We start from the raw sequence: 23,856 nt of genomic DNA, 5'->3' as shown, positions 1-23,856 counted from the left end.
CCCGGTCGCTTTGCGTCAAGAGCGGTCCATCATGAAGACCAGTTGGCTGGGATCGATCCGCCTAACAAGCTGGTGTTCGCTCACCTCGTTCGACGTCAATTGACGGAGATCAAAACCTAGATGCCGGTCCAGGGCTCCCAGCGCGGTTTCATCAGATGGTCTGCGCTCGAGCGCGAGAAAAGGACACGGGGCGCATCACGTCAGAGCGCTCCTATGGCGCGTCCATAGTGATGCCCTTTCAGCGGGACCAACTTAGGCACGGACTTCGGCATCGTCCGGAGAAGTAAACGGTGCGGCGCAACTAAAATGTCGCAATGCAAAAGAGACTGTCATATACTGGGAGTTGTAAGGGCGGGGCAACAAACCATCGCCAACTAGAAGGATAAGGAAATGTCCAAGACCGCTGAAAAGACCAGCGAAACCGTTGAAAAGACCGAACTCCCGGCATTCGACCCCAGCAAGGCCACCGATCAGCTCCGCGCGGTCGCCGAAAAGGACGTCGAGCAATCGAAGGAAGCTCTTGCCAAATTCCAGTCGGGCGCTGAAGATACCCAGAAGGTGCTCAAGTCGACCTTCGAAACCGCCAAGTCGGTCGGTAACGAGCTGTCGTTGAAGACGATTGCCGCGCTGCGCGCCAATGCCGAAGCCGACTTGTCGCATCTCGAAGCTCTGGTGGGTGCCAAGTCGCCGTCAGAAGTTTTTGAGCTGCAGACCACTTTCCTGAGCAAGCGCGTCGAAATGGGTGTCGAGCAGGCCAAGGAATTCCAGGCGCTCACAACCAAAGCGGTGACCGACGTTTCCAAGCCCGTCAAGGACGCCTTCGAGAAGGCCTTAAAGGATCTCAAGGTCGCTTGACAGCTCGGGCGACCGCTATACCCGCAACGCGGCGCCTCGTCTCGCCTTCTTCCGGGCGTAGCGGCCAGCACCTCCGACTGGACTTTGGTGCAGCGATCAAAAGATCGACGCATCCCGGTCTTTGATATCAACCCTTATGCCTTCATGGCTCGGCAGCGGACAGATTCCGGGCGTCCATATGCCAGCATGCGGTTGAGAACCATGCAGCCGATGGCGACCTCGGTCTGCTGAGCCGGGAAGGAACGCGCCCGCAAGCGGCGTCCAATCAGCGCCTTGTAGCGCCCCGATGGCGGTTTCGATCAGGGCACGCTTGCCATAGCCGGTGGCCGCCTGCCATGGCAGCCGCCCGTCTTTCGCGATCACCGCGACGTGGCTGTCCCTTTGACCAGGCGGTCCGGTGTCACCGCTTTCCACCGCTGTTGCACGAGGCGGGATGACAACCCTTGCGAGGCCACTGTGCTGCAGGACTTTTCCGTCGGTCGGCTTGCCGTCATAGGCGCCGATCGTCGGTGTCCAGCCCATGGGCAATGATGGGCTCAATATTTGATCTCATGGGAGTGGAGATACCCGTCCAGGGTATGCTCCGCAGTTCAGTTCGAGCTCGAATTTCGAAGGCGCTCCCGAGCACAGCGAATGGCGCGAGCAATTTGCTACCCGTCGATATGCCCTTTGACGAGATGGTCCTGCGCACCGTCTCGAACCGCCTCTGGCAGGGGCAAGAATCAATCATAGGCGGCGCGAACGACGAACTTACAGGCCTTCACAACCGTCGCGGCTTCGCAATGCTCGCTAAAGAAGTGGTGAAGCGCGCCGCCCGGACCGGAACGGGGTTGGTGGTGACCTTCATCGATCTGGACGGCATGAAGCCCTCAAATGGCTGCAGGCGTGGATCTGATGGGCAAGGCGAAACAATCCGCAACTCACGAGAATTAGGCACGGTTTCGTTTTGAACTCGTAGCTGGTTCCTTTGACGCCGTTGGCGCAATCGAGGGCAGATTTGCAGATTTCTAGTGCGACAAAAGGACAGGCAGGCGCAGATCGCCAAGAACGCCTTTGGTTGCGCCACCCACGACAAAATCTCTCATCCGGGAATGGCCGTACGCACCCATGACAAGCAGATCGGCGCTCATGCCGACAGCGCGCTCCTGAAGCGTAACGCCAATGGGGCGATCTTCAGCATCGATTGAGACTCCCTCAGCGGGAAGGCCACGCGTTCTCAGGCTTAGAGCGAGGCGTTCGCCAATATCGCGCAGCGGCTTTTCGCTTGTCACTGTCAGTACAGTTATCTTTGCCGCACATTGCAGAAACTCATACGCGTCGGCAACGGCCCGGGCCGCAACGCGACTCCCATCCCAAGCGATGATGACATGATCGATTGCACCGACATTTGCGCCTTCCGGCAGAATTATGGTCGGTCGGCCCGAACCAAACAGAACCGCGTCAACGGTCATACGCGCAGTCTGGTTATTTGGCTCCAACCCAATCAAAGAAAAATCGAAATAGCGTGACTGCGTTGCTGCAACATCGCTGATAGATGCCGGCTGAACAGCAATCTCCTCGGTTGTCAGGGGCGATCCGACGCGTGCCGCTTCAGCTTTCAATGCCTCTAGCAAATCGAGCCCATGCTTGCGGCTGGTCGCTTCTGTCTCCCGGATCATTTCGGGAAGGTTGATCAAGTATCTCGACACGGGGTTGGAAATACCCGGGATATCGACATTGACCGTTAATGCGTGAAGCGCCGCGCCAATGTGCTTGACCACCGCGATTGCGTTTGAGACGATTTTGGTGGAATTCGCTTCCGGATACGTCACCAGAGGAAGTAAGGCAATTTTACTCATCAGACCTCAGCTCCATGATTTCGGTCGCTGTCGAGCGACCATTGGCCCAATGCGTGTTACACCTCAAGCCTCGCCACTTCAGCCCGCCAAAAAGCTCAGACGACCGAGGTTCGCTATAGCCTAGCTCAATATTCCAAGGCGATCTTGCGCCGCATCGATTCCGTCCTGAACGATTGTGGCTATGATGGCAGGCGTCGATGACGAGAGAGGGTCAACCAAAATTAGCCTGTTTGTTGCCATGAGCGCAGTAGCGACCGCAAGCATTGTTTTGACAGTAGCGGCAGCCGAGGATGTGGTGGCAACTCCGCTGTTCACGATCCGCGCCCGGGATATCTGGTGCCGGTAAACGCGGACATCAATCAAGTTGATGTGATCCTCGTCCCAGAGATCGATCTGGACGTCAACCCGGCCGGCGTCAAAGGGCTGGGCGAACTCGGCAATGTCGGAACGGCGGCGGCTGTGGCGAGCGCCGTGTACCATGCCAGAAACAGAAGTTCAAAGACGCCCCTTGAGCGCGGAAAGAAGTTCGCCGCGAGCAGGAAGAGCGCCCGCAATGAAGAAGGGGAAGCAATGGTGGCCCTATGGCGGACTTACGATCCGCGTCTTTTCGGCGTCCGTGCGCCGCCGCCGGCCCGTCGGGCCCTCGATCACCTCCAGCCGACCGGCATAGCCGTCGCTTGAGACGTCCAATTGGACGCCCATTTTGCCGTCTCTATCCATGCAGTCACCTCCGTCCAAATCAGAGGATTCTTCGCATGGTCAGGCCAGGCTGAGCAGGTCCGGAATCGAGGGGGTCGTATGAGCGCTTACAGACCTGAAGCCGTTGAGGAGGTTTAGGCATGACAAAGGCTTCCCTGCACATGCTGAAGGGCGTGGGCTATTTGATCTCAACGGTGACTGTGATCCTGCTAGCCATCGTAAGTTGGTCGAGCGCTTCAACCAGTCCTGTACTTACTGCCTGTTTGCTCGGCGGCGGCGCGTCATCCATCGTTGGGATGTTCTGCCGTTGGCTGACATACGAAATTGAGAAGCGCCGAGGGGGACGAGCAATAATGTCTCGTCGGCCGCTTCATGCCCTTTGGCGCCGTGCCTGCACGCTCCTGTATTCGCTTCCAAAGCCGTTCGCGCATTTCGCGGTTCAAGGTGATAAAAGCAGAGCCGACATAACGGCCAGTACCGCGTTCGGCCATCAGTGCGAAGGCGGGCTTTCCGACCTCGCGCTCGACGCCAAGCAGCTCGAATTCGTCGATAGTGAAAGCCTTCGTCTTCAGCCAGGCTGTCGAGTTGCCGCTGCGATATTTGCTGCCCTTGCGCTTCCAAACCATACCCTCCAGACCGGCCCGATCGACGAGGTAGAAGATTGCCTTGGCGTCGTCTGGCAGGGCTTCGCTGAACTGGATGCGCTGTCCTTCAGCGATTGCCCTCCAACGGCACGTCGCGCAGGTCGTGGCCGTTGAGGTGCAACAGATCGAAGGCGACGAAATAGAGCTCGTGCTGGCGCCGCGTGATGGCTTTGCGCAGCGCACCGAAGTCCGACAGGCCGGTCTCATCGAGTACGATGATCTCGCCATCAATAATGGCGCTTTCCAACTCCAGTTCGGCGGCGGCCTTTGCGAGGTCACGGTACTTCGAGGTCCAATCAAGGCCACGGCGGGTGAAGATACGCACGCCGCCGACATCCGTGACGATCTGCGATCGGTAGCCGTCGAACTTAACTTCGTGAATCCAGTCGTCGCCCTCTGGAGGTTTCTCCACAAGGGTCGGGAATACGGTTCGATGAACTCCAGCCGAGCGTGTCGGGCGATGAAGATCATGAGGTCAGATACTTCGCAAGCAGCACCGCATCACGCCCCGAGCAGGTTCGGGAGCTCATTCAGGAGCATGGCAACAATCGAAAACTTTGGAGCGCGAGGCCACGAACCTGGGAAGGGTGACAAAGCTATCCGATCTCGGCGCGCCAATCATCGGTCGCCGGCACGGCCAAGAGCCCGCCGACAGGGCAGACAACTTCTACATCTGCCCTGCATGTGGCCAGCCGGTCGATAGGCGAGACCTCCGGGTCATCTGGCACGAGCAGCCCGGACACAAGCCACTGGAACGTGATTCCTGATTGTTCCCTTGTCGGCGAGTCTAGTTGGCCTAGAGATGACTTCGCCGCCCTCAACCCGGTATCAACCCGCGGTCGGCTTGCTGCCCATGCCCGCGCCTTCCGGCTGAGTCAAGCGCTCCGTCGGAACTCTTAGGAGCGTCGCTGGTTCATCTTGTCTAACCCACAGGAGACCCGGTCATGGACCACACCAACCACGTACGGCTTACAAACGCTGAGCTGACGCCATCGATACTCGAAGGCGCGACCATTTACGGCCCTGACGATGAAAAGATCGGTTCTGTCGATCATCTGCACGGCAGCCAGGTCGTCATCGATGTCGGCGGCTTTCTCGGCATAGGCACCAAGCCTGTAGCGGTTTCCGCCAGCCAGTTGGATTTCATGCGCGACGAGAACGGCGACGTCCATGCCGTTACCAACTGGACGAAGGACCAGCTTAAAGACATGCCCGAGCATCACGATTAGGAGACAGTGAGAATCCCCGAATGGTGCTCCAGGCACCACGGACCAGAAACCACGTTGCGAAGCTCCGCCGGAAAATCGACCTCGTGGCTATTCGCCGGAACTGGCCGAGGAGCGCTGGCGCTGACGAAATCACTCCCGGGCCGAGGTGACCTCCTTGGGCCCGAAAAAAGCCGCGCCACCGGAGAGATCGATGACGCGGGCCGGCCGATGTTTGTCCATCTAGACACCATGCGGCGGCATCCAGAGCAAGAACTCAACTATTCGATATCGCTAATGTTCCATTGGGAAAGGCGTGCTCGTTCGCTCGCGCGTTTGCGTCGCCGGCGAATGGACTCTGATTCCTAAACCCGCGGCTTTTTAGCCGTTAAGCCTGTTGTATTGCGGAGAGCTTCCAGTCCGCGCCGTTCTGGCGCGTGAAGGTCCACAGTTCGGTTGTTTCCGTCGGCCGATCGGCGTCGCCCGCGACGATCTTGCCACTGTCGCGCTCGCGGGTGACGTCGCGAGACTCGTAGCGCAACGCAGCCGTCGCGTAGTTGCGATCATCTTCCCGCCAGCATTCTGCAATGTCGGCCTGCAACAGGCTGACATCCGACACGTCGTTCCTGAGGCCGTTTTTGGCATTGTCGGCAAGTTCCTCGGACAGGTAGGACACCATCTCCGGGGTCGCCAGCCGGCGCAGGGCAGCATGGTCTTCGCGCCCGAACGCTTCCTGGACTTCGGTCAACCGTTGCTGGAACGTGTCGAGGTCCGCCTGGGTCAGTATGATTTCATCGGAAGCGGTAGCTTGAGCCGTCCCGCCAAATCCAGACCCGATGCCCGGAATGGGAAACGATGTGACGTTGTCCGCATCGCGCTGGGTCGTGTCGCTTCGCCCAAAGCTCCCCACGCCTCGCGGAACGCCAGCCATGGCAGGCGCTTGGCTGCGTGCCGACTGCGACCCGAAAAAGCGGAGGGCCAGCATGATCGCGCCGCCGATCAGCAGCGCCTGAAGCAGCAGGCCAAACATGCCTGCCAAACCGCCGAACCCGTGGCCCAGAAGAACTCCGATCAGACCACCAAGCAGCAAGCCCCGCATCATCGAACCGCCGAAGCCGTTAAGGAAGCCTGGTCGTTGCGGGAATACCTGCGTCTGGCGGGCCGCAGTATTCGTTCCGGTGTTGGGCGTCATCGAGCGCTCGACCGGAGCGACAGGCTGTGGCGCCGTTCTGGTCGGCGGGGCCGACTGAAACGTGCGCATGCCACGGCTGCCAAAGCTGCCGCCACGGCGCGCCTCAGCGTGATCCATCGCGACCATGGAAAATGCCAGGAACAGTCCTGCAAACAAAACTGCAAACCAACGCGAAATCAACATAGGTAAGTTCCCTAATCGATGCTCTTGCTGCTTCATATAGGCAGCGCCGAGCGAAATAGCAGTGATCCGCACCTTCCGCGTTCAACCGGTGATCCAAATTCTTTGGACACGTTCTGACTGGATCACGACTATGTCGGACGGACCCAATGGGCCCTGATCCTGTCGACGGATTGCGTCCCTCGCGTGCGGACTTGTCCTGAGAACCCGGCGAGCCTACGTCCCGCCGCCCCAGGTTGAGGCGAGGGCCCGCATGGCAGCCTATCGGTTCTGTTGCAAATTTTGGGACCTATATACGTGTCTCACCCAGCATTTGACAGAGCACAGGTTTCAGGATCAGAGTCCGGTTAGGGCAAGCGTTGCACCGAGGCCGGGCGGACTGATCAATCGCCACGCTACATCGCAATGACTTCCGGCACCGTTATTCAGAGGCTCGAAAACACTGGGGAGGTGATAACCGGGTGCCCGCCCATCATGCCTCATCAAGAAGATCGTGGCGGACTGCGGGGGTGCCGGCGTCGGTCGGCAGCTCCTCTTCAGGCGGCGTGTTTTCCATCTGGTCATTGTCGGTGCTGGTCTCGGGGAAGTAACCCGCCGCCTCGTTTGGAACGTCTGCCAGCCAATAGCCGCCGCCTTTAACGCGGGCCACACGGTCGCGCGTGCGCCACAGCATCGTTGAGAGGACCATCTCAGGGTCAGTGCCTGCAATCGTCAGCCCGCGTTCGGTGAGGGCCTTGAACAGGTCCGTGCGCGATACCGGTTCATTCCGCTCGCGGATTATGGCGCGTCCACGCTCGGCCAGCTCGTCGGCCTCCTTCTTGTCTGTCTGTGCGAAACGTTCGAGAGCCTCGGCAAAGCCCATGTCGAGATAGAGCGGCGGTTCCTGTTTCTTATCGGTCACCCGATCAAATCCTTGTACCGCAGCCGGCCCTCGACGCACGTGAATATGTCATTCAACAGGGTGTAGGTTTTCGCCTCCTAGGTCGCGACCGCTGTTTGCAGGGCGGCCATGATCTTCTTGCCACCGTCGATCGACAGGTCAAGGTCTCCGTCACGCAGACGCTCATCGCTTTTGTCGATCCGGACCTCATTTCGGCGAACATCGCCGAATTCGTTCCTGCTCTCGATCGTGATCGTCCATTCCACCGCCATCGCCGCCGCCTTAAACAAAGCAACGGTGATGGCCCAGTCGGCGCTAACAAATCGTGGCCGGGCTCACCCCAGAGAAGTTACCGGTCTCCATGCCTCGATGCCCCGAGCGCTTCATCCACCGAGTTACTGCGCAAGAACGTTGCTGATCTCGACCAGGTTCGAGCGCACGCGCAACATGTAGAAGCCAATTGTCGTTAGGTGATCCGGCAACAGCCAGCCATCCTCGCGGCCATTGGCGATGATGAAGGGCTGGATGCGCAGCGCCGAGACGAACTGCGAGTCCATCGTGTCCCACAGGCTCTGCAGGTGCTTTTCGTTGATCACGTCCTCGAAATCGGCCTCGGCGCCTTTCATCAGCCCGTAATAGGCATAGAGCTGGCCATAGGCGAACCAGAAGCGATCGTCGGCGCGGAAATCGAACCAGCCATTGTTGTAGTGCTCAGCGCGCTCCTTGAGGATCGCCGAGGTCGAGCCGATATCGGACGAGATGCGGTCGATATACTGCTTGAGATTGTCGGCGCGGGCATCGAACACCGTCTGGCAGGTTTCCAGCCGGGCGTTGAAGGCGCGCAGCTTGCGCACCGCATCGCGATAGTAGCTCGGCGTCGGCGTCTTCGGCCCGAACGGGTTCAGGCCGAAATACCAGGTCTCTTCATCGAACTGCAGATTGCCGCGCGCGTCCTGAAGATCGGCGTCGATCTGCGAAGTGGTGCGCACGCGGCCGAGATTGTCGGCAAGCTCGGTCGCCGTGCGCCGCACCGCCTGGTTGATGCCGCGCTGGAACGAAGCTTTGTTGTCCATGAACGGCGTGTGGTCCCAGTCGATGCCGAACAGGCCGAGCTTGTAGAGGATCATCGACGACACCCAGGCATTCTGGTTGACGTTGAAGTCGGTCAGGTCGGCAGCGACCTGGGCAATGGCTGAATTTCCGCAGGTCTTGGCCGTGTCGGTGCCGGTGGCGGCGGAAACCTGTTCACCGGCGGAGCTGTTGCGTTTTTCGAACGTGTATTTGTCGACGTAATTCGGGTCGAAATTGTTCCACCACTGGGTGGCGTAGAAGAAGTTGACATAGAGACCGATCAGCACGAGCACAGCCAGGCCGAGCACCGCCTTCAGGATCCAGCCGCGTTGCGTGTACCAGCGCCCCGCCCACAGGAACGGCCACAGGATCGCACCGATCAGCAGGCCGATGCCGCGGCCAATCCACTGGAAAATCCGGGTGAAGAAACTCACGATCGGATCAAGCATGGCGATGTCACCCCCTCAGTCAGTCAAGCCGTAGAGGCGTGTGCGAAACGCCACCTTGTCCTTCAAATATGTGGTTTTCAGAACGTCGCGCTGGGTAAGCCATTCTCAGTTTGGAGCCGCATGGTTATCGACACACGAAACCTCGCTTGGCCATCTTGCACGCGACCGGCAATTCCGGCGCGCTTTATGAGTTCGCTTGAGTGCACTGTTTGCTTCCATCTGATGTCGACAGACGTTCGCCAAATGCAAGCGGAATTGGTCTCATGACAGCCAGCTTTTCCGGCATAAATCTGTCCCGCCATCCGACGCAGGTTCGCGAGTGTCCGGCCACCAACCACGATCATTTCGTGCCATCGGTGAGAAGCGCCTTGAGTACTTCGAGCCTGTCGTTGATGAGCCAGCCGTAATAGTTCTCGACGGGCAGGGTGCGGCCGGTCTTGTCGGTCACGGCCTGCCTCAACTCACGTGCACGTCTGCGCGGCTGGCCAACATTGTAGAGCGTGGCGGTGATTCCGGGATTACCGGATATATCGAACCCCTGTTCCCGATAGGCATCGATCGAATCCCGGATGATCGCGGCGATGTAAACAAGACTGCGATCAGGATCCATGACGTCGCGATAGATCGCCTGCGGGCGATCGGGCGACAATCGGGGAAGCTTGCTGACCCGGCTGACCATGTCTGTGACCTGCAGGGCTGCAAGCGGGCTTATCTGTCCCAGGCCGAAGGTCTGCCCCGCATAGAAGGGTTGGAAGAAGGCCCGCTGGAACGTGATGGGTTCGTAGTCGACGCCATCGACCTTGCGACCCCGGAATGTCTCTTCCCAGACCTGGTCGCGGCAGCTCCAAATCAGCGCGCTGCTTTCGAGAGAAGAGCAGGATGCGAATTCGGGCCGCTGGACGAATGACTGGACCGGAGTGCCCCTGTAGCTGAAGGAGAACTTCAGATCGGCATAGGCGAGCGCCTTGACGTAATAGGTCTGAACCGAGTCGACCACGCTGATATTGTAGGTGTGCTCTCCGACGAGAGCCGCGACGATGTGGATCGGATCGATGCCATAGGCGAGCGCCGCCTTCCTGATCTTGCCGACGAGTTTGCGGTCGTCCCGTAGCAAGGCGGTTATGGCCCGATACTTCTCCTCGTACGTCGTGTTGAATGCCTTGGAACGAAGCGCGGACGCTCTTGGGATCACCGGTTGCTCGGCAAGACGATTGCCCGTCGGGACGACTGTGACAGTCTGCGCCACGGCTGGGGCCGTTCCGACACAAGTTGCAACGATCGTCACCGTCATCAAAAAGCGCTGCAGCTTGGCTGTTGGCATGAGGCTCCGTTGGCAGCCTCCGGCTCCGTGAAGGGATGCAGGGTGTGCCGTCATATGGTCATGGCAGTGTGCTTTCGAGCCTATAACAGAGAGGCGGAGGTTTTGCGAGCCGGCAAGGTGTTCGGATGCAAGGACGCTGGAAAAAATGTTCGGCATCGCGTTACCTAACCGCGCCGACGAAAAGATCGTCTTCGCTCAAGATGGAAACCCACCGTCTCGTGTTGTATTCCGCTTGGCGCTTCAGGTAGTGATAGTTCGTCTCGTACCAGGGACGAACCCTATTGGTCAGATTATCGAGAATGAAATCGCCCTTGTCGGTTCGAACCGCCAATACAGCGTGTCCTTCGCCATCGGACTTGCGCACTACCGTCAAGAGCAGACTGGAGACGCGTTCGCATCAGCGGTCGCCGATTTTCCAGTGCATAATCCTCGCAATCACCCAGATTATCGTCAGGATAGGACCAATATTCTGGAACTCCATTGTGTTCCATGTCGCTCACCGGCTTGACGCGGTGGTTTACGGATACGTTAACGCCTACGAGCGATCGCAAAAGTCATCGGTCATGGTCGGCGAATGCAGGGCAGCTCGCATTCATGCGAACAAACGGACGGACAACGCAGCGATCGGTCATTACGAATACTGTCGGAACTATCGCGATGATTGCTCGATCGTCAGGCGCGACCCGAAGCCCATCGAACTGACCCGCTCCTTGTGTAAGACAAGGATCGAAATCAACAACGGGGCCAACACGACGATCATGGCCATGACGGACATAGATACCCGGGGTGTCGAGGAGAAATGGGAGTATCCCTATAAGGGATTTGGCGACTGCGACGACATCGTGCTGGAAAAACGTCGCGAACTGATGAGACAGGGCGTGCCCCCGCAAAACCTTTTGGATAACGGTGGTCAGGCAGTCGAGCGGCGAGGGGCACGCGATCCTGAGCGTCAACACGACCGCCGGTGACTTCATTCTCGACAATCTGGAGCCGAAGGTCCTGCTGTGGTCGGACACCGGATACACCTACCTGAAGCGCCAGTCGCGATCCAACTCCGGCCACTGCGAAGCGATCGAATCCCAACAGAACATTCTCGTGAGCGGCACGAAATAATCTCAGGACGCTGACAGGAGACCGGCGCCGAGAAGCAGAAATATCGAGGCGCCGAGCCCGATCCGATAGTAGACGAAGGGTATGTAGCTGCGCGTCGAGACCAGCTTCAGAAAACCCGCGATCGCGACATAGCCGACCGCGAAGGACAGCAGGGTGGCAAGCGCGGTCGGACCGGTGCCGACCGGACTGTCTGCCCCCCAACTTGCATAGAGCTGGAAGAAGCCTGAGGCGAGCACGGCAGGTATCGCCAGCAGGAACGAATACCTGGCCGCGGCCTCTCGCGTGTAACCCATCAGCAGTCCGGCGCTTATAGTGCCTCCCGATCGCGAAACGCCCGGGATGAGGGCCATCGCCTGGGCGGCGCCGAACAGAAAGCCGTCCCGCCAGCCCAGATCGCGCAAAGCCTTGCGCTTGGGGCCCAGCCGGTCGGCGGCCGCGAGAACCAGCGCGAAGACGATCAACATGGTTGCCGTGAGATAGAGGTTGCGGGCCGGACCTTCGATCAGGTTCTTCAGCAATAGTCCCAGGATGGCGATCGGCGGGGTCCCTATGATCACCAGCCATCCCATGCGGGCATCCGGGTCCAGCCGTTCACGGCGGCCGGCCAGGGAACGCAGCCATGTGGCGATGATGCAGATGATGTCATGCCGGAAATAGATCAGGACCGCGATCTCGGTCCCGATCTGCGTAATGGCGGTAAATGCGGCGCCGGGATCGCCGGCCGGTGGCAGGAATTCACCAACGATCCGCAAATGCGCGCTTGAGGAGATCGGGAGAAATTCCGTCAGTCCTTGAACCACTCCTAGGATCGCCGCCTCGCTCCATCCGATTTCAGCCAATTGCACTTCCTTTGCGGCCGTCACGATCTTCCGGCAACCTGAACCGACGACTGTCTTGGGTGTCAATCGCGATAGAGCGTTGGGCATAGGTTTTGTTGGCTTTGACGAAACCGTTTGCGAGGACGAGCAGTTTCCTAATTCGGGCTGCGGTGAGAATTTTTGATGAGCACAAATCGGTTCAGTTTCTGAGTGCCTGCGCCGGCGATTGCCGGTATGCAAGCATCGACGGCACCAGAGCGATCAGACCCGTGACAGCCAATAAGACAAGGGCGGACTGCCAGTCCTCGCTGTGGAACTCGACGGGCAATGTAAAGCCGCTGGCTCCGCTCAAGAGGTGCGCACCCGTTCTGGCGGCCGTGTAGCCCAGCCCGAAGCCGAGAAGCACCCCTGCTGCGATGATTGCGAACGTCTCCAGCCAGACGATTTCAAACACCACCGTCCGCGCGGCGCCCCGAACGCGCGCAAGGCACCAATCTGCCGGCGCCGCTGCATGACGTGAAGGATCACGACAAGCAGGATCGCGGCGGCGACAAGCGCCTGCGCTCCGCCGGCCACCAAGGAAAGCACGCGTCGCGCATCGCCGAGCGTTCCGTAGAGCCTCGTCAGCACCTCGCCCGGGAAGATCGCGACGGTCCGATTGTTGCGGTGCGCCTGTCGCAGCTTATAGGCGTCAGCGACCGTACGCGGTTTCACCACGATGGCTGGCAGGCCGGGTGTCGATGGATCGAGGACGGCCTCCGGATGGATCGGCTGGTCGAACTCGCTTGTCTCTGCGGCGCCTTGGGCGGCAGCCTGCAGGAGCGGCGATCCTGTTCCCGCCGGATCGCGTTCATGAATGTGCCAGACCGCTTCGATCGGAACGATGACGGCTCGGTCCCAGGCGGTACCGGTCGGCCTCAGCCGTCCCACGACCGCGTAGGTGACATCATTGTGCATTGCGGTCGCCTGGCGGACCTGGCCGTGCGCCGGGTGAAAGCGGCTTCCCATGTTCTTCGCCACGGACGCTCCGACAAGCGCTTCGCCGAGCTTCTCGAACGTGCGTCCTTCGGCCGCGCCGCCCAGTCCGTCGACCAGCGCTTGCGTCGTGCCGACGATCGGGAAATCCTCGACGAAATCACCGAACCCGACGGGGGCCGCCCAGGCCACACGTTCGTCCCTGATCAGCCCCGCCAGTACATTGCCCGGCATGAGCGTCAAGGGCGCTGCCTGCAGGAACACGGCGGACAGCAGCAATTGGGTCTCGCTGCCGGGCGCGCCGACTACCAGATCGAAGGCGCCCGCCGCACGCGCGCTACCCAACCGAAGCGCCCGCTCGCCGAGCGTGACAGCGACGCCGAGCGCGGTCGCGAGCGCGATGAGCAGCGCCACCGCAGCCACGCCGATCCAGTGTCGCTTCAAGTCCGCAGCGATAAACCGCAACAAGGGTCATTTCCTTCGCGTGAGCGCGGCCGCAGAACCGGCAGTATGGTTACCTCGGCTGATCGGATTCGCGACCGATCGTGCGCGCACGTCAAAGAAACGCCTCATCATGCGTGGCCGCGGGCTTGCCGGTGTCGCTGACGACGGCGCCGGACTCCAGATGGATCACGCGATCGAGGCCTTCGATGAGGCGTTTTTGGTGGCTCGCCACGATCAGCGTCGCACCCGCCTGGTTGGACAGTCGCAGCAACAGGTCCGCGACAGAGGCCCCGGAATCGGCATCGAGACTGGCTGTCGGTTCGTCGGCGACGATGATTGCCGGCCGCCCGACCAACGCCCGAGCCACCGCGACCCGCTGCATCTGTCCACGAGACATGGTTTCGACCGGCTGATCGGGACGATCTATATCGACCAGCTCGAGCAACTGCATGCCGTCCGCTCTGAAGTCGGTATTCGAACGGAGCCGCGACAGTCGGCTCGGCAACAGCACGTTGTCGAGCGCCGAGAGGCCGGGGAACAGGTGGATCTCCTGCATGACAAGGCCGACATGCATAGCGCGCCAACGGTCGCGACCAGCTTCCGAAAGACCGGAAAGATCGGTCTCGCCCCATCGCACCGAACCCTTCCGAACGCGATCGAGCCCGGTGACGACGTTCAGGAAGGTCGTCTTCCCGCACCCGGACGGACCGGTAACGGCAACCTTTTCGGTTGGCGCGATTTCCAGCGCGGACAGAGCCAGCGCAGGCCTGCCAAGACCCTGAAACGACATCTCAAGGTCACGGATCGTCAAACGGAGCATCTGCGGTCAGGCCGTGCGGAAATGCGCATCGACGATGCGAAGCAGGCTGACGAAGCCGGTTTCCGGGTCGGTCCATGAACCGACCTCCAGCCGCCCGCTCACCTCGATCGGGGCATTGGCCTGCTCGAACGTCTGCGCCTCGTCGAGGTAGATTACCACGATGTTGTCCGGCCAGTCGGCGTCGGAGGAACAGAACGGGCAGAGCGCCATTGGGATTTCCGTGAGCACGAAGAAATTTGCCTCGGCCTTGAGCGGCGGCGCCATGAAGCCTTGCATGGAGACTTCCGCTTCCGCGAGCCCTTTCACCTTGTCCGAAAAGCTGAGCCCGAGAACGCTGATCTTTCCATAGAGCTCATCGAAGCCAAGGGTTGCCGTTGCCGTGGAAGCGGAACTCGCGCCAGTCATCTTGACCAGTGCGACGGCCGAGCCAAGCAGCACCAATTTGCGGCGGGTGATCGGGCGCTGTTTCATGAGCGAAACTTGCTTCCGGCGTTCTGCTCCAGGCGCCGCAGCGTCAGGAGCCATGTCGCGACTGACCGCGCTCAGACAGATATGAGATTCTTGCAGTTGAGGAGGGGTTCTCCGTAACTCGGGTTGCGAAGCTCGAATCATAGGAGAACCCCATGCAGGTTTTTGGCCTGCCCGGTCATATTATACGCAACGCCGGCCGGGCGTCGCGGCTTCTCGGCGCGAAGACCCCAACTATCGAAGCAGAGAGAAGACGCGACGCGGTGGCGCGATGGCGGCGCGCGATGCGGGACGGACTGGATGCCGGGCAGGCAGCGCGGGCCGTCGGAGTGCCGCGTTCGACCCTCTATCGCTGGGAAAGCGCACCCGAGCCGAAGAGCCGGCGTCCGCACCGGGTTCGCGCCAACGGCTGGAGCCCGACCCTTCGCCCCGAGGTCGAGCGGCTCAGGCTGGACTTTCCTTTCTGGGGCAAGGACAAGCTCGGTCCTGTGTTGCGTAAGGCCGGCTTTGCCGTCTCCAACGCCACTGTCGGCCGCATCCTGAAGAAGCTGGTCGAGCGTGGCCGGGTGACGCCGGTGCCCGAACTCATCCGCAAGGCCGGCCGCAAATCGCCCCCAAAGACCAGGCCACACGCCATCCGCAAGCCGAAGGACGTTTGCTTCGAGAAGCCCGGCGATGTCATCCAGATCGACACGCCGTGCGTGTGATCGCCCGTGGCGACGATCAGCGTGTCCGGATGCGTCTTGGCGAACTCCATCCCGATGCCGACGGCTTTGTCGAACTCGATGGTCTCGAACAGCGACCGCTCCCAGTCCATCGGATGCGACATCTTGTCGACGGACGCCGCTTCGACCATGAGGAAGAAGCCGTCCTCGTCCTTGGAAAGCTGATCGAGTGCGGTCTGCGTCATCTCGACAAGGCCGGGCTGGTTCGGGAACTTCTCGACGCTGCCCTTCTTGAGGAATTCACGGTCGAGTGTCGTGTCCATGTTGCCGGTGTGGAAAAGGCCGAGGATCTTGCCGGTGTTGGTTCCCTTGGCGGCCACGAGTTCGGTCTTGTCGGTCGCCAATGTGTAACCGGCATCCCTCAACATCGCGATGTAGTCCTTGTCGTCCTTGCGCTTTGAGCCCGGCGTGCTCTGCGGCAGGAAGTAGGCGGAGCCGCCGCCAAGGACGATTTCGGGCTTGACGTCGAAGAACATGCCGACAATGTCAGCCTTGTCGGCGCGCAGGCGGGTATGGGCGAGGACCGCTGCAGGGGTGGCGTCTTCCACCTCGGCGGTCGAGACAACGCCGATCGACTTGTTGCCGGTGCGCCGCAGCGCCTCTGCGATCGTCTCGACCCTGGGGTCGTCAAGGCTAGCCTTGGTGCGATCCGCATAGACGCCGAGCGCGTTGACAGCCGTCTTGTGGCCCGTCATGTAAGCCGACATCGTGTTGGCGCTATCGGTTGAGATCGCATTGGTCGCGGACGTGCCGATGAAGGCCATGTGATCGAGGTCGTCAATGTTGAGGCGCCCGTTGGCTTTGCCTTCCGTCATGCCCTTCGACATGATGCGGGCGCCGGTGCGATGCGCGACCGAAAGCCCGTCGCCGAGGAAGAAGATGACGTTCTTGGCCTTGGGCGTTGCCGGGGTGCCGAAAACCTGCCAGCTCACCGACTTCATTTCGTCGCCGGCCTTCGCCTCCAGCTTGTAGGTACCAGGCTGCGAAATGCTGGCTGCGCGGATCAACACCGCCGAAGCGTCGAAACCTTCTTCCTTCTCGATGAATTCGAATTTCTTGCCCAACACGGTTTCCGCCGGCTGGCCGTTGATCGTCACCGTGACTTGGTCGGCGCTAACGACCTTGTCGAACTCGACCTTCACGTCGAAAGGCGACTGCGCCAGGATCGTGGCCCGATCAAGCGGGTAGACCGTCGCTGCCCCCGCAACGGCATCTCGCTCGTTTCGAGGCGCATGGTGCGCAGCTCGTCTCGGGCTGTCGCTTCATCGGATCGTCGAAGAGCCGACGTTAGCCGGTGCGGGCCTGCAGATAGGAGAGCATGAGGAACTGTGGGGCGGTCACGCAGCTTTGCTGCGCTGATCGGGTCTGGATTGTCGTTTGCCATGCCCGGATACCATTCCGCGAAGACTGCTTTGAGACTTCCGTCGAGTGTCCGGGTGCGGCCATTGGTCTCGCCAGTTGCCTCCGGTGCTCAACGCGAGGTGCAGTGATGATCCAAAAGGCGCTCGGCCGGCGAGCTTTCCCAGTTGGTCAGGATGTAAAATCCCGGTCTTGCGCCGGCGAGTTCGGCGCCAACGACGACGACATTTACGTGATGCATGGCGCGCCGGGCCTGCGGCAGGCCGGAAGCGATGATGCCGACTACGTTGGTCGTTTCCAAATCCGGCTTATCGACTGCCTTGATCCAATAGCGTTTCCCCATCAGAGCCAAAGGGAGAAGCTGCCACGGACCTTCCACCTTCGGCCCCTTCAGGACAAGTTTCTTTTCCACCGACACCGCAACGCAATCGATATGGATGTGGAACTGATCCTGGGATCGCTCAGTCCTGGAATTCACAGCCATGGCGATGGCCGTTCGTGGAAGGTGACGTCCGAGGCTCGCCGAGACCTTGCTTCGTGCTTTCCATGCCCGATTCCAGAGTTGGGAACTGCCCTGCCAACGGACAGACGGGCTTTCAACGCCGGCAACAGCCGTGAGTGGCGTCAACAGAAACTCGGTCCGGTAGCGGGGTGATTTAATGAGAGCTGATCCAGGCACGCCCTGCCTGGGCAGGATCACTTCCTCGCAGGGGAAAGCGCTGCCAAGATGCGCTGCGGCAAGAGCGCAGGTCTGCACAACCTGCCAGAGCGCGTTGCGATGCGCTGAAGCGGAGCCGACGTCGGTGGCCGCCGCAGTCAGCAACGCGATTGTCAAAAAGACCACGGCTGCAGCACGGCAGTGGGGGAACAACGGTAACCTGTGAAGGGATTTCACAGTGAGGGGATGCCCGTCATGAGGTCTTGAGCCTCGGCCTGTGGTCGGGCGAAACCGAGACGGTGAAGGTGGAACGGCTGGGAGCCTCGCGATGGTTCCGATGGGCGACTGCTCTTCTGCCCGATCACTGGTTTGATGACGTTTCTGCATTAAACCTCGCGTCCTTGGCCGTGACCGACGTCAGTTCAGATTCTGCGCCCCGCTCAGCGGCCGGATTGAGATTGCTGTCCTTCCCTACTATGGCCTTGTCAGCGCTTCGCGGCACGTCCTCCATCGCATTCTGAAGCATCGAGCGGGTTTCCTGCAGGTCGAGTTCCTTCTCGGCTTGATGTATAGCGTCGTCAAACTGTTTTCGAAAATCGCCCGCAATCCGATTGAATGTCTTCATCATTGCCCCCGCCGATCGCATGACTTTTGGAAGCTCCTCGGGGCCGAAAACAACCAGCGCCACCACGAAGATAACCAACAGGTGGGTCATGCCAAGTCCGAACATCGGTACGTCCTCTCGCGCATATCGCCGGCAGCGACAACCTCTCCGCGGTTTGCGGTGGCCGATCCGGTTGAATGCCTCGACCTACGGCGCCAAATCCAACCATCATACCCTCTCGCCTGAGCCATTCCAGTATGCGGCCGCGGGAATGTCGTTCATACTTCGAGCCATGTGGCACCACCCGTCAACCCGAATATCAGGCGCACGTCTGGTAGGGATATTCGCAACCGTGCTCGCAGCAAGCGGACTCCTCGCTGGAGCCGATGGCACAAGGCCCAGAATATTTGAAGCAGGCGCCTACTCCTTTTCCGACGAACTCGGCGGATTCCGGATCATTGCCGCTTCGGGAGCCGGAACAAGGGCCGATCCTGTCGTGATTACCGAGGAACTCGAGTCGGCAAGCCCGGTAACCCTCACCATACGCGCCATCCGGCCGGTTCAGCCATTCGGTGCCTCCGGCAACTATGCCACCGGTTTCATTTCCCTAAGGATCGTTGCCCTCAACAACAGCGGTCACGCCTGGGTCGAATTCGAGTTCGAGTTGCAGGAGATTCTCAACCAGCCAAGCGATTCCAGCGACGGGCTTTCGTTCGACCAGGCGCGCCGCGAAACGGATGCAATTCGGTCCGATAGTTTCGCCGAATTCAGTCGTGAATTCGAACCTTATGACCATCTTCTGTTCCGGAAAGGCGAGGTCGATCCGCTGAGCACGGTTTCGTTCTCATTCCTGGTGACTGATTTCACGCCGACTGCGCGGCTCTATCTCGTTCAGGACCCGCGCATTCCCTCAACCTGAACGTGCCGCGCATCATCGCGGCCGTTGGTTCGAACAACGCTGCTCGTCATGCATGCCGGCAGTTTGGCAGGTGTCGTTGGGCGCGGCATGCCGATGGATTTGCTGGTCATTTTGGTCGCTTGGCCGTGCCTTTGATTCGGGCCACAAAATACGGACAATGAGGGCAAAAACCGACGCGAACGACGATTGAGGGATCGCGAGCGCCCGCGGTACGAGTTCTCCGCCGAGTTACTTGTGGAGCGTTCACACTAGCGACAGTTCCGGATCGTGTTATGATCTTGCGCATGAGGACGATCACGGCCTCTTACATTCTGGTTTTCGCGGCGCTCGCTGCAACGCCCGCGCGGGCCGAATGCCAGTGCCTCGCCAACGGCCACATTTTCCATCACGGCGAAATCGCTTGTCTGCAATTGCCGTCAGGTCCTGAACTCGCGCAATGCGATATGGTTCTCAACATTTTCGTCATGGAAAAAATTCAGGATGGATGCCCGGAGGCGACTGCGCCGTTTGGCTTGCCTGTCAACGGGGACGAGCAGAAACCAGGCGAAGGCGGAGATAAAGCCAACGATTTGGCTTTATCAACAGCAAACGCCCGGAGCTAAAGCGAAGCGCAGCTTGCGCGCAGCCAACAGTGCGACGCAAGGCCAATGCATACCCTAGCGGTGTTCCAACACCGCTAGGGACCAGTCCTATGGATGAGCTTCCTGTTAAGATTCTGCTATCCTGTCAGTCCTTCTTGTTCCGGTAGCTCTCAATGGCTTTGCCAACCATGTCGATGGCGACGTTGGCGCCACCAAAGCCGTTCAGCTCAACGACCTTGCGGCCTTCAGGTAGCTGCTTGTAAACTCGAAAGAATGCCTCGATGCGCTGTCGTTCGATGGCCGGAAGATCATCGATGGTCTTGATCCCGTCATATTGCGGATCGATGTCCGTGGCCGGCACAGCGATGATCTTGTCATCCGTTTCGCCGCCGTCGACCATGTTGAGCACGCCGATGGCGCGGACTTTGATCAGAGCACCGGGCACGACGGGTTCCCGGGTGAAGACGAGCGCATCCAACGGGTCGCCGTCGCCGCCCAACGAACTGGTAACGGAACCGTAGTTGGCCGGATAGACGACCGGCATGGACTGGTATCGATCGACGATGATATGGCCAGTTTCTGAGTCAATCTCGTATTTAGTGAAGCTTCCCGCCGGAATCTCGATAACCGTGTAAAACTCGCTGGTGTCTTTCGGCTGCGGAAAATCGAAAGCTGTGACGAATTCGGCGAAAGCAGGCTGCGTGCCCAGCAGGGCCGCAACCGCCATGACAGTCGGCAAAGCGCGCATGGTTGTCTCCAGAGGTTGGACGGGCAGGGCGCCCTGCATCCGCCTAGCCACCGTATGTGACGGCAGCATTACAGGGTTCCGTTATTGAAATTGGATGACCGTATTTGCACCGATCCTGCGGCGAGCAGAAATGGGCCGAAATAGAGCGCTGACGAGTGATGAGCGTCTATGGGCGTTTGCGTTTATGGGGCGTTTAAGAGACCGTGGCCGCTTCAAATGTGCTATTTCAGGCGAGCCCATTTCCGGCAAGGGGATAGCTTGCGTCGTAACTCCTGCCAATCGGGCACGCTACACCCACAACAAGCCGTTCGGCGAGAGCTGCCACGTAGACGCCTCGCGGTTCAGTGCGACGTTGTGTGGCAATCATCAAAAAGCAAGTGAAACTCCAACTTCAGTTGAAGTCCTTCGGAGACTACGCCACCTTCACCTTGAATCATTGCCAGGGTTCGAAATTCGTGAAGGAAGACACAACAACACCACGTCCGCTATACTCCACTGAAAGGGCTGCTTCATGTCGGGAATGTCGCGCAGGGGATTCTTGCTGGGCGGCACGGCAGCAGTAGCTGTCGGCGCTGCAGGCGGGCTGATTGCCGGCAGGGCCGTAGCAGCCGATCTGACCTTGCCGGTTTCAGCGATCAGTCGGTCGATTTTGCCCGGCACCGTCACCAAAGGGATGATGAGTTTCGGTGCGGGCGGGCCGCCGCCTACTCTGCGTTTATTGCGAGATAGGCCGTTTTCCATAGACGTGGTCAATGATCTCGATGAAGCGACGAGTGTGCACTGGCATGGATTGCGCATCGCCAATGCCATGGACGGCGTGCCTTATCTCACCCAGCGTCCTATCGCGGCGGGCGAAAGCTTCCGTTACACTCTGACACCGCCGGATGCCGGCACCTATTGGTATCATCCGCATTGCAACACGCTCGATCAGATGGCCCGCGGTCTGACCGGCGTGCTTGTTGTCGAAGATGACGAAGATGCCGGTTTCGACCAGGATTTGCCGCTCAATATCCGCGACTTCCGTCTCGGCGAAGACGGCCAGTTCATCGAATTGTTCAAGGCACGCAACGCTGCGCGCGGCGGCACGCTGGGTACGGTCTCGACGGTAAATTGGGAAGTCACCCCGATTTACGATCTGCCGGCGGGCAGCCTTGTGCGCCTGCGTTTGGCAGTCACCGATGTCACCCGTATCGGCACTTATGACCTCGATGGCGGAACGGCCAAAGTGATCGCTCTTGATGCCAACCCGCTGCGGCAGCCTGTTGCGCCTCGGGGCATTGTCGTCGCGCCCGGCCAGCGCGCCGATATCGCCCTCCGCGTGCCTGATGGCGAAGACGAGATTGTCAGCCTGAAACTCAGAACAGCCAAGGGACCTCGCGTTCTCGTCCGATTCCGGCCTATCGGCGCCAGCGCCGGGCGGGCGCTTGGCGAACTCAAGCCGCTGCGGCCGAATCGCGTACCGGAGCCGGATCTTGCCGATGCCGAGACAATGGACTTCGTCTTTGGCTGGTCGCCCAATGGTGATGCGCCGGCGCCGGGTATTTGCGGCACGCTCGGCTACACCTTCTGGTCGATCAACCGCGTCGCCTGGCGAGGGGACGCGCCGGGGCCAGTTGGTCCGCTCGCGGCTCTAAAACGGGGCAAAAGCTATGTTCTGCGCCTTCGCAACGAAACGCCGAACGATCATCCGATCCATTTGCACGGTATGTCTTTCCGTCTGCTACGCTCCGATAAGCGCAAAATTGCGTCGCTTGTAACGGATACGGCCCTTCTTAAATCGCAAGAAGTGATGGAAGTGGCGTTGGTCGCTGACAATCCGGGTAACTGGGCATTCCATTGCCACGTCATTGAACATCAGAAGAGCGGCCTGACCGGTTATTTGCGTGTGGAATGACGCGGTCCTCATCCAGGGTTGCGTTGCCGAGCGCGTGAAAGGGTCGAAATTGGGCGAGGCGGAGCGTCCGAGTTCTCGCCGCACTGATGGCGCTACTGCTCGCGGGCGCCGGAGCGGCCGGCGACGGGTGCTGATCTGTGCATCTGATCGAGCCTCTGCTGAGTGGCCTCCCGGGCTCGCTCGCCAACGCCGGTTCCCATGCCACCGCCGTCGCGATTGCGTTCGTCATCATCACGGCGCTGTACCTCGTGCTGGGCGATCTGGCGCCCGCTCCGGATCGTGCTATGATTTCGCATGAGGACGTTCCATGCCTCTTGCATCCTGGTTTTCGCGGCGCTTGTTGCAACGCCCGCGCGGGCAGAATGTCAGTGCATCGCCAACGGCCGCACGTTCCATCACGGTGAATTCGCCTGTCTGCAATTGCCGTCGGGACCGGAACTCGCGCAGTGCGACATGGTTCTCAACATTTCGTCATGGAAAAAAATTCAGAGCGGCTGCCCGGAGGCGACAGCGCCATTGAGTGTGCCCGTCGAAGGGGGCGAGCAGCAATCAGGCGAAGGCGGACACAAAGCCTTAACAACGACGAACACTCCGACCTAAGACGAAGAGCAGGCTGCGCACCAGCCGGAGAGATCTCTTTCGGCAAGGCGTCAACTTTGGGTGAACTGTTACACGACCGTCACTTGATCGCGCTGACCAGTGGGTTGTCGCCATCAAGGATGGAGACCCAGCGCCCCGTGTCGGTGCCGGCTTGCCTCTTCAGGAAGCGGTAGCCGGTCTGGTCCCAGCGGCGCACCGTGTTGATGAGGTTATCGAGGATGAAGTCGCCCTTGTCGGTTCGAACAGTCAGCACTGCATGACCCTCGCCGTCGGGCTTGCGAACAACCGTCATCAATAGATCCGACACAGGAATGCCGCTGTTTATCAGCAGCCGGCGCTTTTCCAGCGCATAGTCCTCGCAATCGCCGAAACCGCTGTCTGGATAGGCCCAGAATTCGTCCTGGCCATACTGGTCGAGATCGCTCCTCGGCTTGACTTTGTCGTTGACCGTCAGGTTGACGCTCGTAATCTGCCGCCAGAGTTTTCCGGTCATGTGCTCCGGACCATTGTCGCGTGAGCGGATCTCACATTCGGCCCGATGGGATTTGCAGAAATTGTAGTGACCGATCGGCTGCGAGATAAAGCCACCGATCAGCATCGACTGTGAAGCCGTCGCCGCCGACCACGTGGACGTTATCGCAACGATTGCAACGACCGCACCGCCGCCCAACCGTACGCACAACCGCACTCGTGAGGAACTCATCCGACCCGCCCAACCAACTTTTGTTAAGAATGAGTTAAGGTCGATCCCGTGGGTACTGTCAATCAGAGCGAGAGGAACATCCTTCTGAATGGT

The 23,856-nt window shown here is 59.9% G+C and carries 28 protein-coding genes and 2 pseudogenes; 11 read left to right on the top strand and 19 right to left on the bottom strand.

Going from position 1 to position 23,856, the window contains the following annotated elements:
- The first annotated feature begins 390 nt into the window (after positions 1 to 390).
- Positions 391 to 855: a phasin gene (locus NKI16_RS28425; protein ID WP_352924011.1), complete on the top strand. Its 465-nt coding sequence runs from the start codon at positions 391 to 393 to the stop codon at positions 853 to 855.
- Between the two features lie 134 nt (positions 856 to 989).
- Here NKI16_RS28425 and NKI16_RS28420 read toward each other — a convergent pair.
- Positions 990 to 1,356, bottom strand: a pseudogene (locus NKI16_RS28420) (IS5/IS1182 family transposase); the annotation flags it as partial.
- A gap of 146 nt (positions 1,357 to 1,502) precedes the next feature.
- Here NKI16_RS28420 and NKI16_RS28415 point away from each other — a divergent pair.
- Complete coding sequence (locus NKI16_RS28415) at positions 1,503 to 1,805, top strand: diguanylate cyclase domain-containing protein (protein WP_352579157.1); 303 nt, start codon at positions 1,503 to 1,505, stop codon at positions 1,803 to 1,805.
- 57 nt (positions 1,806 to 1,862) lie between these two features.
- Here NKI16_RS28415 and NKI16_RS28410 read toward each other — a convergent pair whose 3' ends face one another.
- A complete protein-coding gene (locus NKI16_RS28410) occupies positions 1,863 to 2,693 on the bottom strand; it encodes a universal stress protein (RefSeq protein WP_352579156.1) in 831 nt (276 codons plus the stop codon).
- A gap of 336 nt (positions 2,694 to 3,029) precedes the next feature.
- Between NKI16_RS28410 and NKI16_RS28405 the strand changes: the two genes are divergently transcribed.
- Both NKI16_RS28405 and NKI16_RS28400 read left to right on the top strand, forming a co-directional pair.
- Complete coding sequence (locus NKI16_RS28405; protein WP_352816330.1) at positions 3,030 to 3,374, top strand: hypothetical protein; 345 nt, start codon at positions 3,030 to 3,032, stop codon at positions 3,372 to 3,374.
- Between the two features lie 158 nt (positions 3,375 to 3,532).
- A complete protein-coding gene (locus tag NKI16_RS28400) occupies positions 3,533 to 4,150 on the top strand; it encodes a hypothetical protein (protein ID WP_352579154.1) in 618 nt (205 codons plus the stop codon).
- Here the strand turns inward: NKI16_RS28400 and NKI16_RS28395 are convergent.
- On the bottom strand, positions 4,104 to 4,448 hold the full coding sequence (locus NKI16_RS28395; protein WP_352924007.1) for an ATP-dependent DNA ligase: 345 nt from the start codon (positions 4,446 to 4,448) through the stop codon (positions 4,104 to 4,106). The genes NKI16_RS28400 and NKI16_RS28395 overlap by 47 nt on opposite strands.
- A 532-nt stretch (positions 4,449 to 4,980) precedes the next feature.
- Here NKI16_RS28395 and NKI16_RS28390 point away from each other — a divergent pair.
- Positions 4,981 to 5,265, top strand: coding sequence for a PRC-barrel domain containing protein (locus tag NKI16_RS28390; protein WP_352579152.1), 285 nt, complete (start codon positions 4,981 to 4,983; stop codon positions 5,263 to 5,265).
- 364 nt (positions 5,266 to 5,629) lie between these two features.
- Here the strand turns inward: NKI16_RS28390 and NKI16_RS28385 are convergent, their stop codons facing one another.
- The 6 genes from NKI16_RS28385 to NKI16_RS28355 form a co-directional block, all read right to left on the bottom strand.
- Positions 5,630 to 6,616: a Tim44 domain-containing protein gene (locus tag NKI16_RS28385; RefSeq protein WP_502897631.1), complete on the bottom strand. Its 987-nt coding sequence runs from the start codon at positions 6,614 to 6,616 to the stop codon at positions 5,630 to 5,632.
- Positions 6,617 to 7,085: 469 nt separating this feature from the next.
- A complete protein-coding gene (locus tag NKI16_RS28380; protein WP_352924005.1) occupies positions 7,086 to 7,514 on the bottom strand; it encodes a hypothetical protein in 429 nt (142 codons plus the stop codon).
- 77 nt (positions 7,515 to 7,591) lie between these two features.
- Positions 7,592 to 7,765, bottom strand: a complete 174-nt coding sequence (locus tag NKI16_RS28375; protein ID WP_352579150.1) for a hypothetical protein — start codon at positions 7,763 to 7,765, stop codon at positions 7,592 to 7,594.
- Positions 7,766 to 7,888: 123 nt separating this feature from the next.
- Positions 7,889 to 9,013, bottom strand: coding sequence for a DUF2333 family protein (locus tag NKI16_RS28370; RefSeq protein ID WP_352924002.1), 1,125 nt, complete (start codon positions 9,011 to 9,013; stop codon positions 7,889 to 7,891).
- Positions 9,014 to 9,353: 340 nt separating this feature from the next.
- Positions 9,354 to 10,304, bottom strand: coding sequence for a DUF1402 family protein (locus tag NKI16_RS28365; protein WP_502897630.1), 951 nt, complete (start codon positions 10,302 to 10,304; stop codon positions 9,354 to 9,356).
- A 320-nt stretch (positions 10,305 to 10,624) separates the two neighbouring features.
- On the bottom strand, positions 10,625 to 10,825 hold the full coding sequence (locus NKI16_RS28355) for a transglutaminase-like cysteine peptidase (protein WP_352923998.1): 201 nt from the start codon (positions 10,823 to 10,825) through the stop codon (positions 10,625 to 10,627).
- Between NKI16_RS28355 and NKI16_RS28350 the strand changes: the two genes are divergently transcribed.
- Complete coding sequence (locus tag NKI16_RS28350) at positions 10,817 to 11,302, top strand: transglutaminase-like cysteine peptidase (RefSeq protein WP_352579148.1); 486 nt, start codon at positions 10,817 to 10,819, stop codon at positions 11,300 to 11,302. The two genes, NKI16_RS28355 and NKI16_RS28350, sit on opposite strands and share 9 nt — an antisense overlap.
- Complete coding sequence (locus NKI16_RS28345; RefSeq protein ID WP_352579147.1) at positions 11,241 to 11,447, top strand: transglutaminase-like cysteine peptidase; 207 nt, start codon at positions 11,241 to 11,243, stop codon at positions 11,445 to 11,447. Before NKI16_RS28350 ends, NKI16_RS28345 begins: the two co-directional genes overlap by 62 nt.
- Before the next feature lie 2 nt (positions 11,448 to 11,449).
- Here NKI16_RS28345 and NKI16_RS28340 read toward each other — a convergent pair whose 3' ends face one another.
- From NKI16_RS28340 to tatB, 7 genes and pseudogenes are all read right to left on the bottom strand, one after another.
- Positions 11,450 to 12,277, bottom strand: coding sequence for an undecaprenyl-diphosphate phosphatase (locus tag NKI16_RS28340; protein ID WP_352579164.1), 828 nt, complete (start codon positions 12,275 to 12,277; stop codon positions 11,450 to 11,452).
- Between the two features lie 187 nt (positions 12,278 to 12,464).
- Positions 12,465 to 13,708: pseudogene (locus tag NKI16_RS28335) on the bottom strand (ABC transporter permease).
- A gap of 88 nt (positions 13,709 to 13,796) precedes the next feature.
- On the bottom strand, positions 13,797 to 14,504 hold the full coding sequence (locus NKI16_RS28330; protein WP_352579146.1) for an ABC transporter ATP-binding protein: 708 nt from the start codon (positions 14,502 to 14,504) through the stop codon (positions 13,797 to 13,799).
- Between the two features lie 6 nt (positions 14,505 to 14,510).
- Positions 14,511 to 14,975, bottom strand: a complete 465-nt coding sequence (locus NKI16_RS28325; RefSeq protein WP_352495676.1) for a hypothetical protein — start codon at positions 14,973 to 14,975, stop codon at positions 14,511 to 14,513.
- Positions 14,976 to 15,318: 343 nt separating this feature from the next.
- Positions 15,319 to 16,863: an alkaline phosphatase gene (locus NKI16_RS28320; protein WP_352816416.1), complete on the bottom strand. Its 1,545-nt coding sequence runs from the start codon at positions 16,861 to 16,863 to the stop codon at positions 15,319 to 15,321.
- A gap of 305 nt (positions 16,864 to 17,168) precedes the next feature.
- Positions 17,169 to 17,951: a CDP-diacylglycerol diphosphatase gene (locus NKI16_RS28315; RefSeq protein WP_352923995.1), complete on the bottom strand. Its 783-nt coding sequence runs from the start codon at positions 17,949 to 17,951 to the stop codon at positions 17,169 to 17,171.
- 124 nt (positions 17,952 to 18,075) lie between these two features.
- A complete protein-coding gene (gene tatB, locus NKI16_RS28310) occupies positions 18,076 to 18,444 on the bottom strand; it encodes a Sec-independent protein translocase protein TatB (RefSeq protein ID WP_352579144.1) in 369 nt (122 codons plus the stop codon).
- 226 nt (positions 18,445 to 18,670) lie between these two features.
- On the opposite strand from tatB, the gene NKI16_RS28305 reads away from it, so the two are divergent.
- Together NKI16_RS28305 and NKI16_RS28300 are read left to right on the top strand one after the other, a co-directional pair.
- Positions 18,671 to 19,237 carry a hypothetical protein gene (locus NKI16_RS28305; RefSeq protein WP_352452000.1) on the top strand — a complete coding sequence of 189 codons (567 nt, stop codon included), beginning with the start codon at positions 18,671 to 18,673 and terminating at the stop codon, positions 19,235 to 19,237.
- A gap of 284 nt (positions 19,238 to 19,521) precedes the next feature.
- The gene (locus NKI16_RS28300) at positions 19,522 to 19,839 is read left to right on the top strand and encodes a hypothetical protein (RefSeq protein WP_352625226.1); all 318 of its coding nucleotides are present in this window, start codon (positions 19,522 to 19,524) and stop codon (positions 19,837 to 19,839) included.
- Positions 19,840 to 19,963: 124 nt separating this feature from the next.
- On the opposite strand, the gene NKI16_RS28295 is transcribed toward NKI16_RS28300, so the two are convergent.
- Positions 19,964 to 20,566, bottom strand: coding sequence for an inorganic diphosphatase (locus NKI16_RS28295; RefSeq protein WP_352594250.1), 603 nt, complete (start codon positions 20,564 to 20,566; stop codon positions 19,964 to 19,966).
- 538 nt (positions 20,567 to 21,104) lie between these two features.
- Between NKI16_RS28295 and NKI16_RS28290 the strand changes: the two genes are divergently transcribed.
- Positions 21,105 to 22,460 carry a multicopper oxidase family protein gene (locus tag NKI16_RS28290; RefSeq protein ID WP_352923992.1) on the top strand — a complete coding sequence of 452 codons (1,356 nt, stop codon included), beginning with the start codon at positions 21,105 to 21,107 and terminating at the stop codon, positions 22,458 to 22,460.
- Positions 22,461 to 22,552: 92 nt separating this feature from the next.
- On the opposite strand, the gene NKI16_RS28285 is transcribed toward NKI16_RS28290, so the two are convergent.
- Complete coding sequence (locus NKI16_RS28285) at positions 22,553 to 22,756, bottom strand: hypothetical protein (protein ID WP_352579168.1); 204 nt, start codon at positions 22,754 to 22,756, stop codon at positions 22,553 to 22,555.
- Here NKI16_RS28285 and NKI16_RS28280 point away from each other — a divergent pair.
- Positions 22,755 to 23,060 (top strand): hypothetical protein, encoded by a 306-nt coding sequence (locus NKI16_RS28280; protein WP_352579167.1) that lies wholly within the window; start codon positions 22,755 to 22,757, stop codon positions 23,058 to 23,060. The two genes, NKI16_RS28285 and NKI16_RS28280, sit on opposite strands and share 2 nt — an antisense overlap.
- Before the next feature lie 79 nt (positions 23,061 to 23,139).
- On the opposite strand, the gene NKI16_RS28275 is transcribed toward NKI16_RS28280, so the two are convergent.
- Complete coding sequence (locus NKI16_RS28275; RefSeq protein WP_352579140.1) at positions 23,140 to 23,763, bottom strand: transglutaminase-like cysteine peptidase; 624 nt, start codon at positions 23,761 to 23,763, stop codon at positions 23,140 to 23,142.
- Positions 23,764 to 23,856 lie beyond the last annotated feature (93 nt).

The sequence above is a fragment of the Mesorhizobium sp. M0698 genome (assembly GCF_040320455.1).
In the GTDB taxonomy this organism is placed as follows: Bacteria; Pseudomonadota; Alphaproteobacteria; order Rhizobiales; family Rhizobiaceae; genus Mesorhizobium.
The sequence above is the reverse complement of the archived record's forward strand: the minus strand, read 5'-3'. Positions and strand labels throughout refer to the sequence as shown.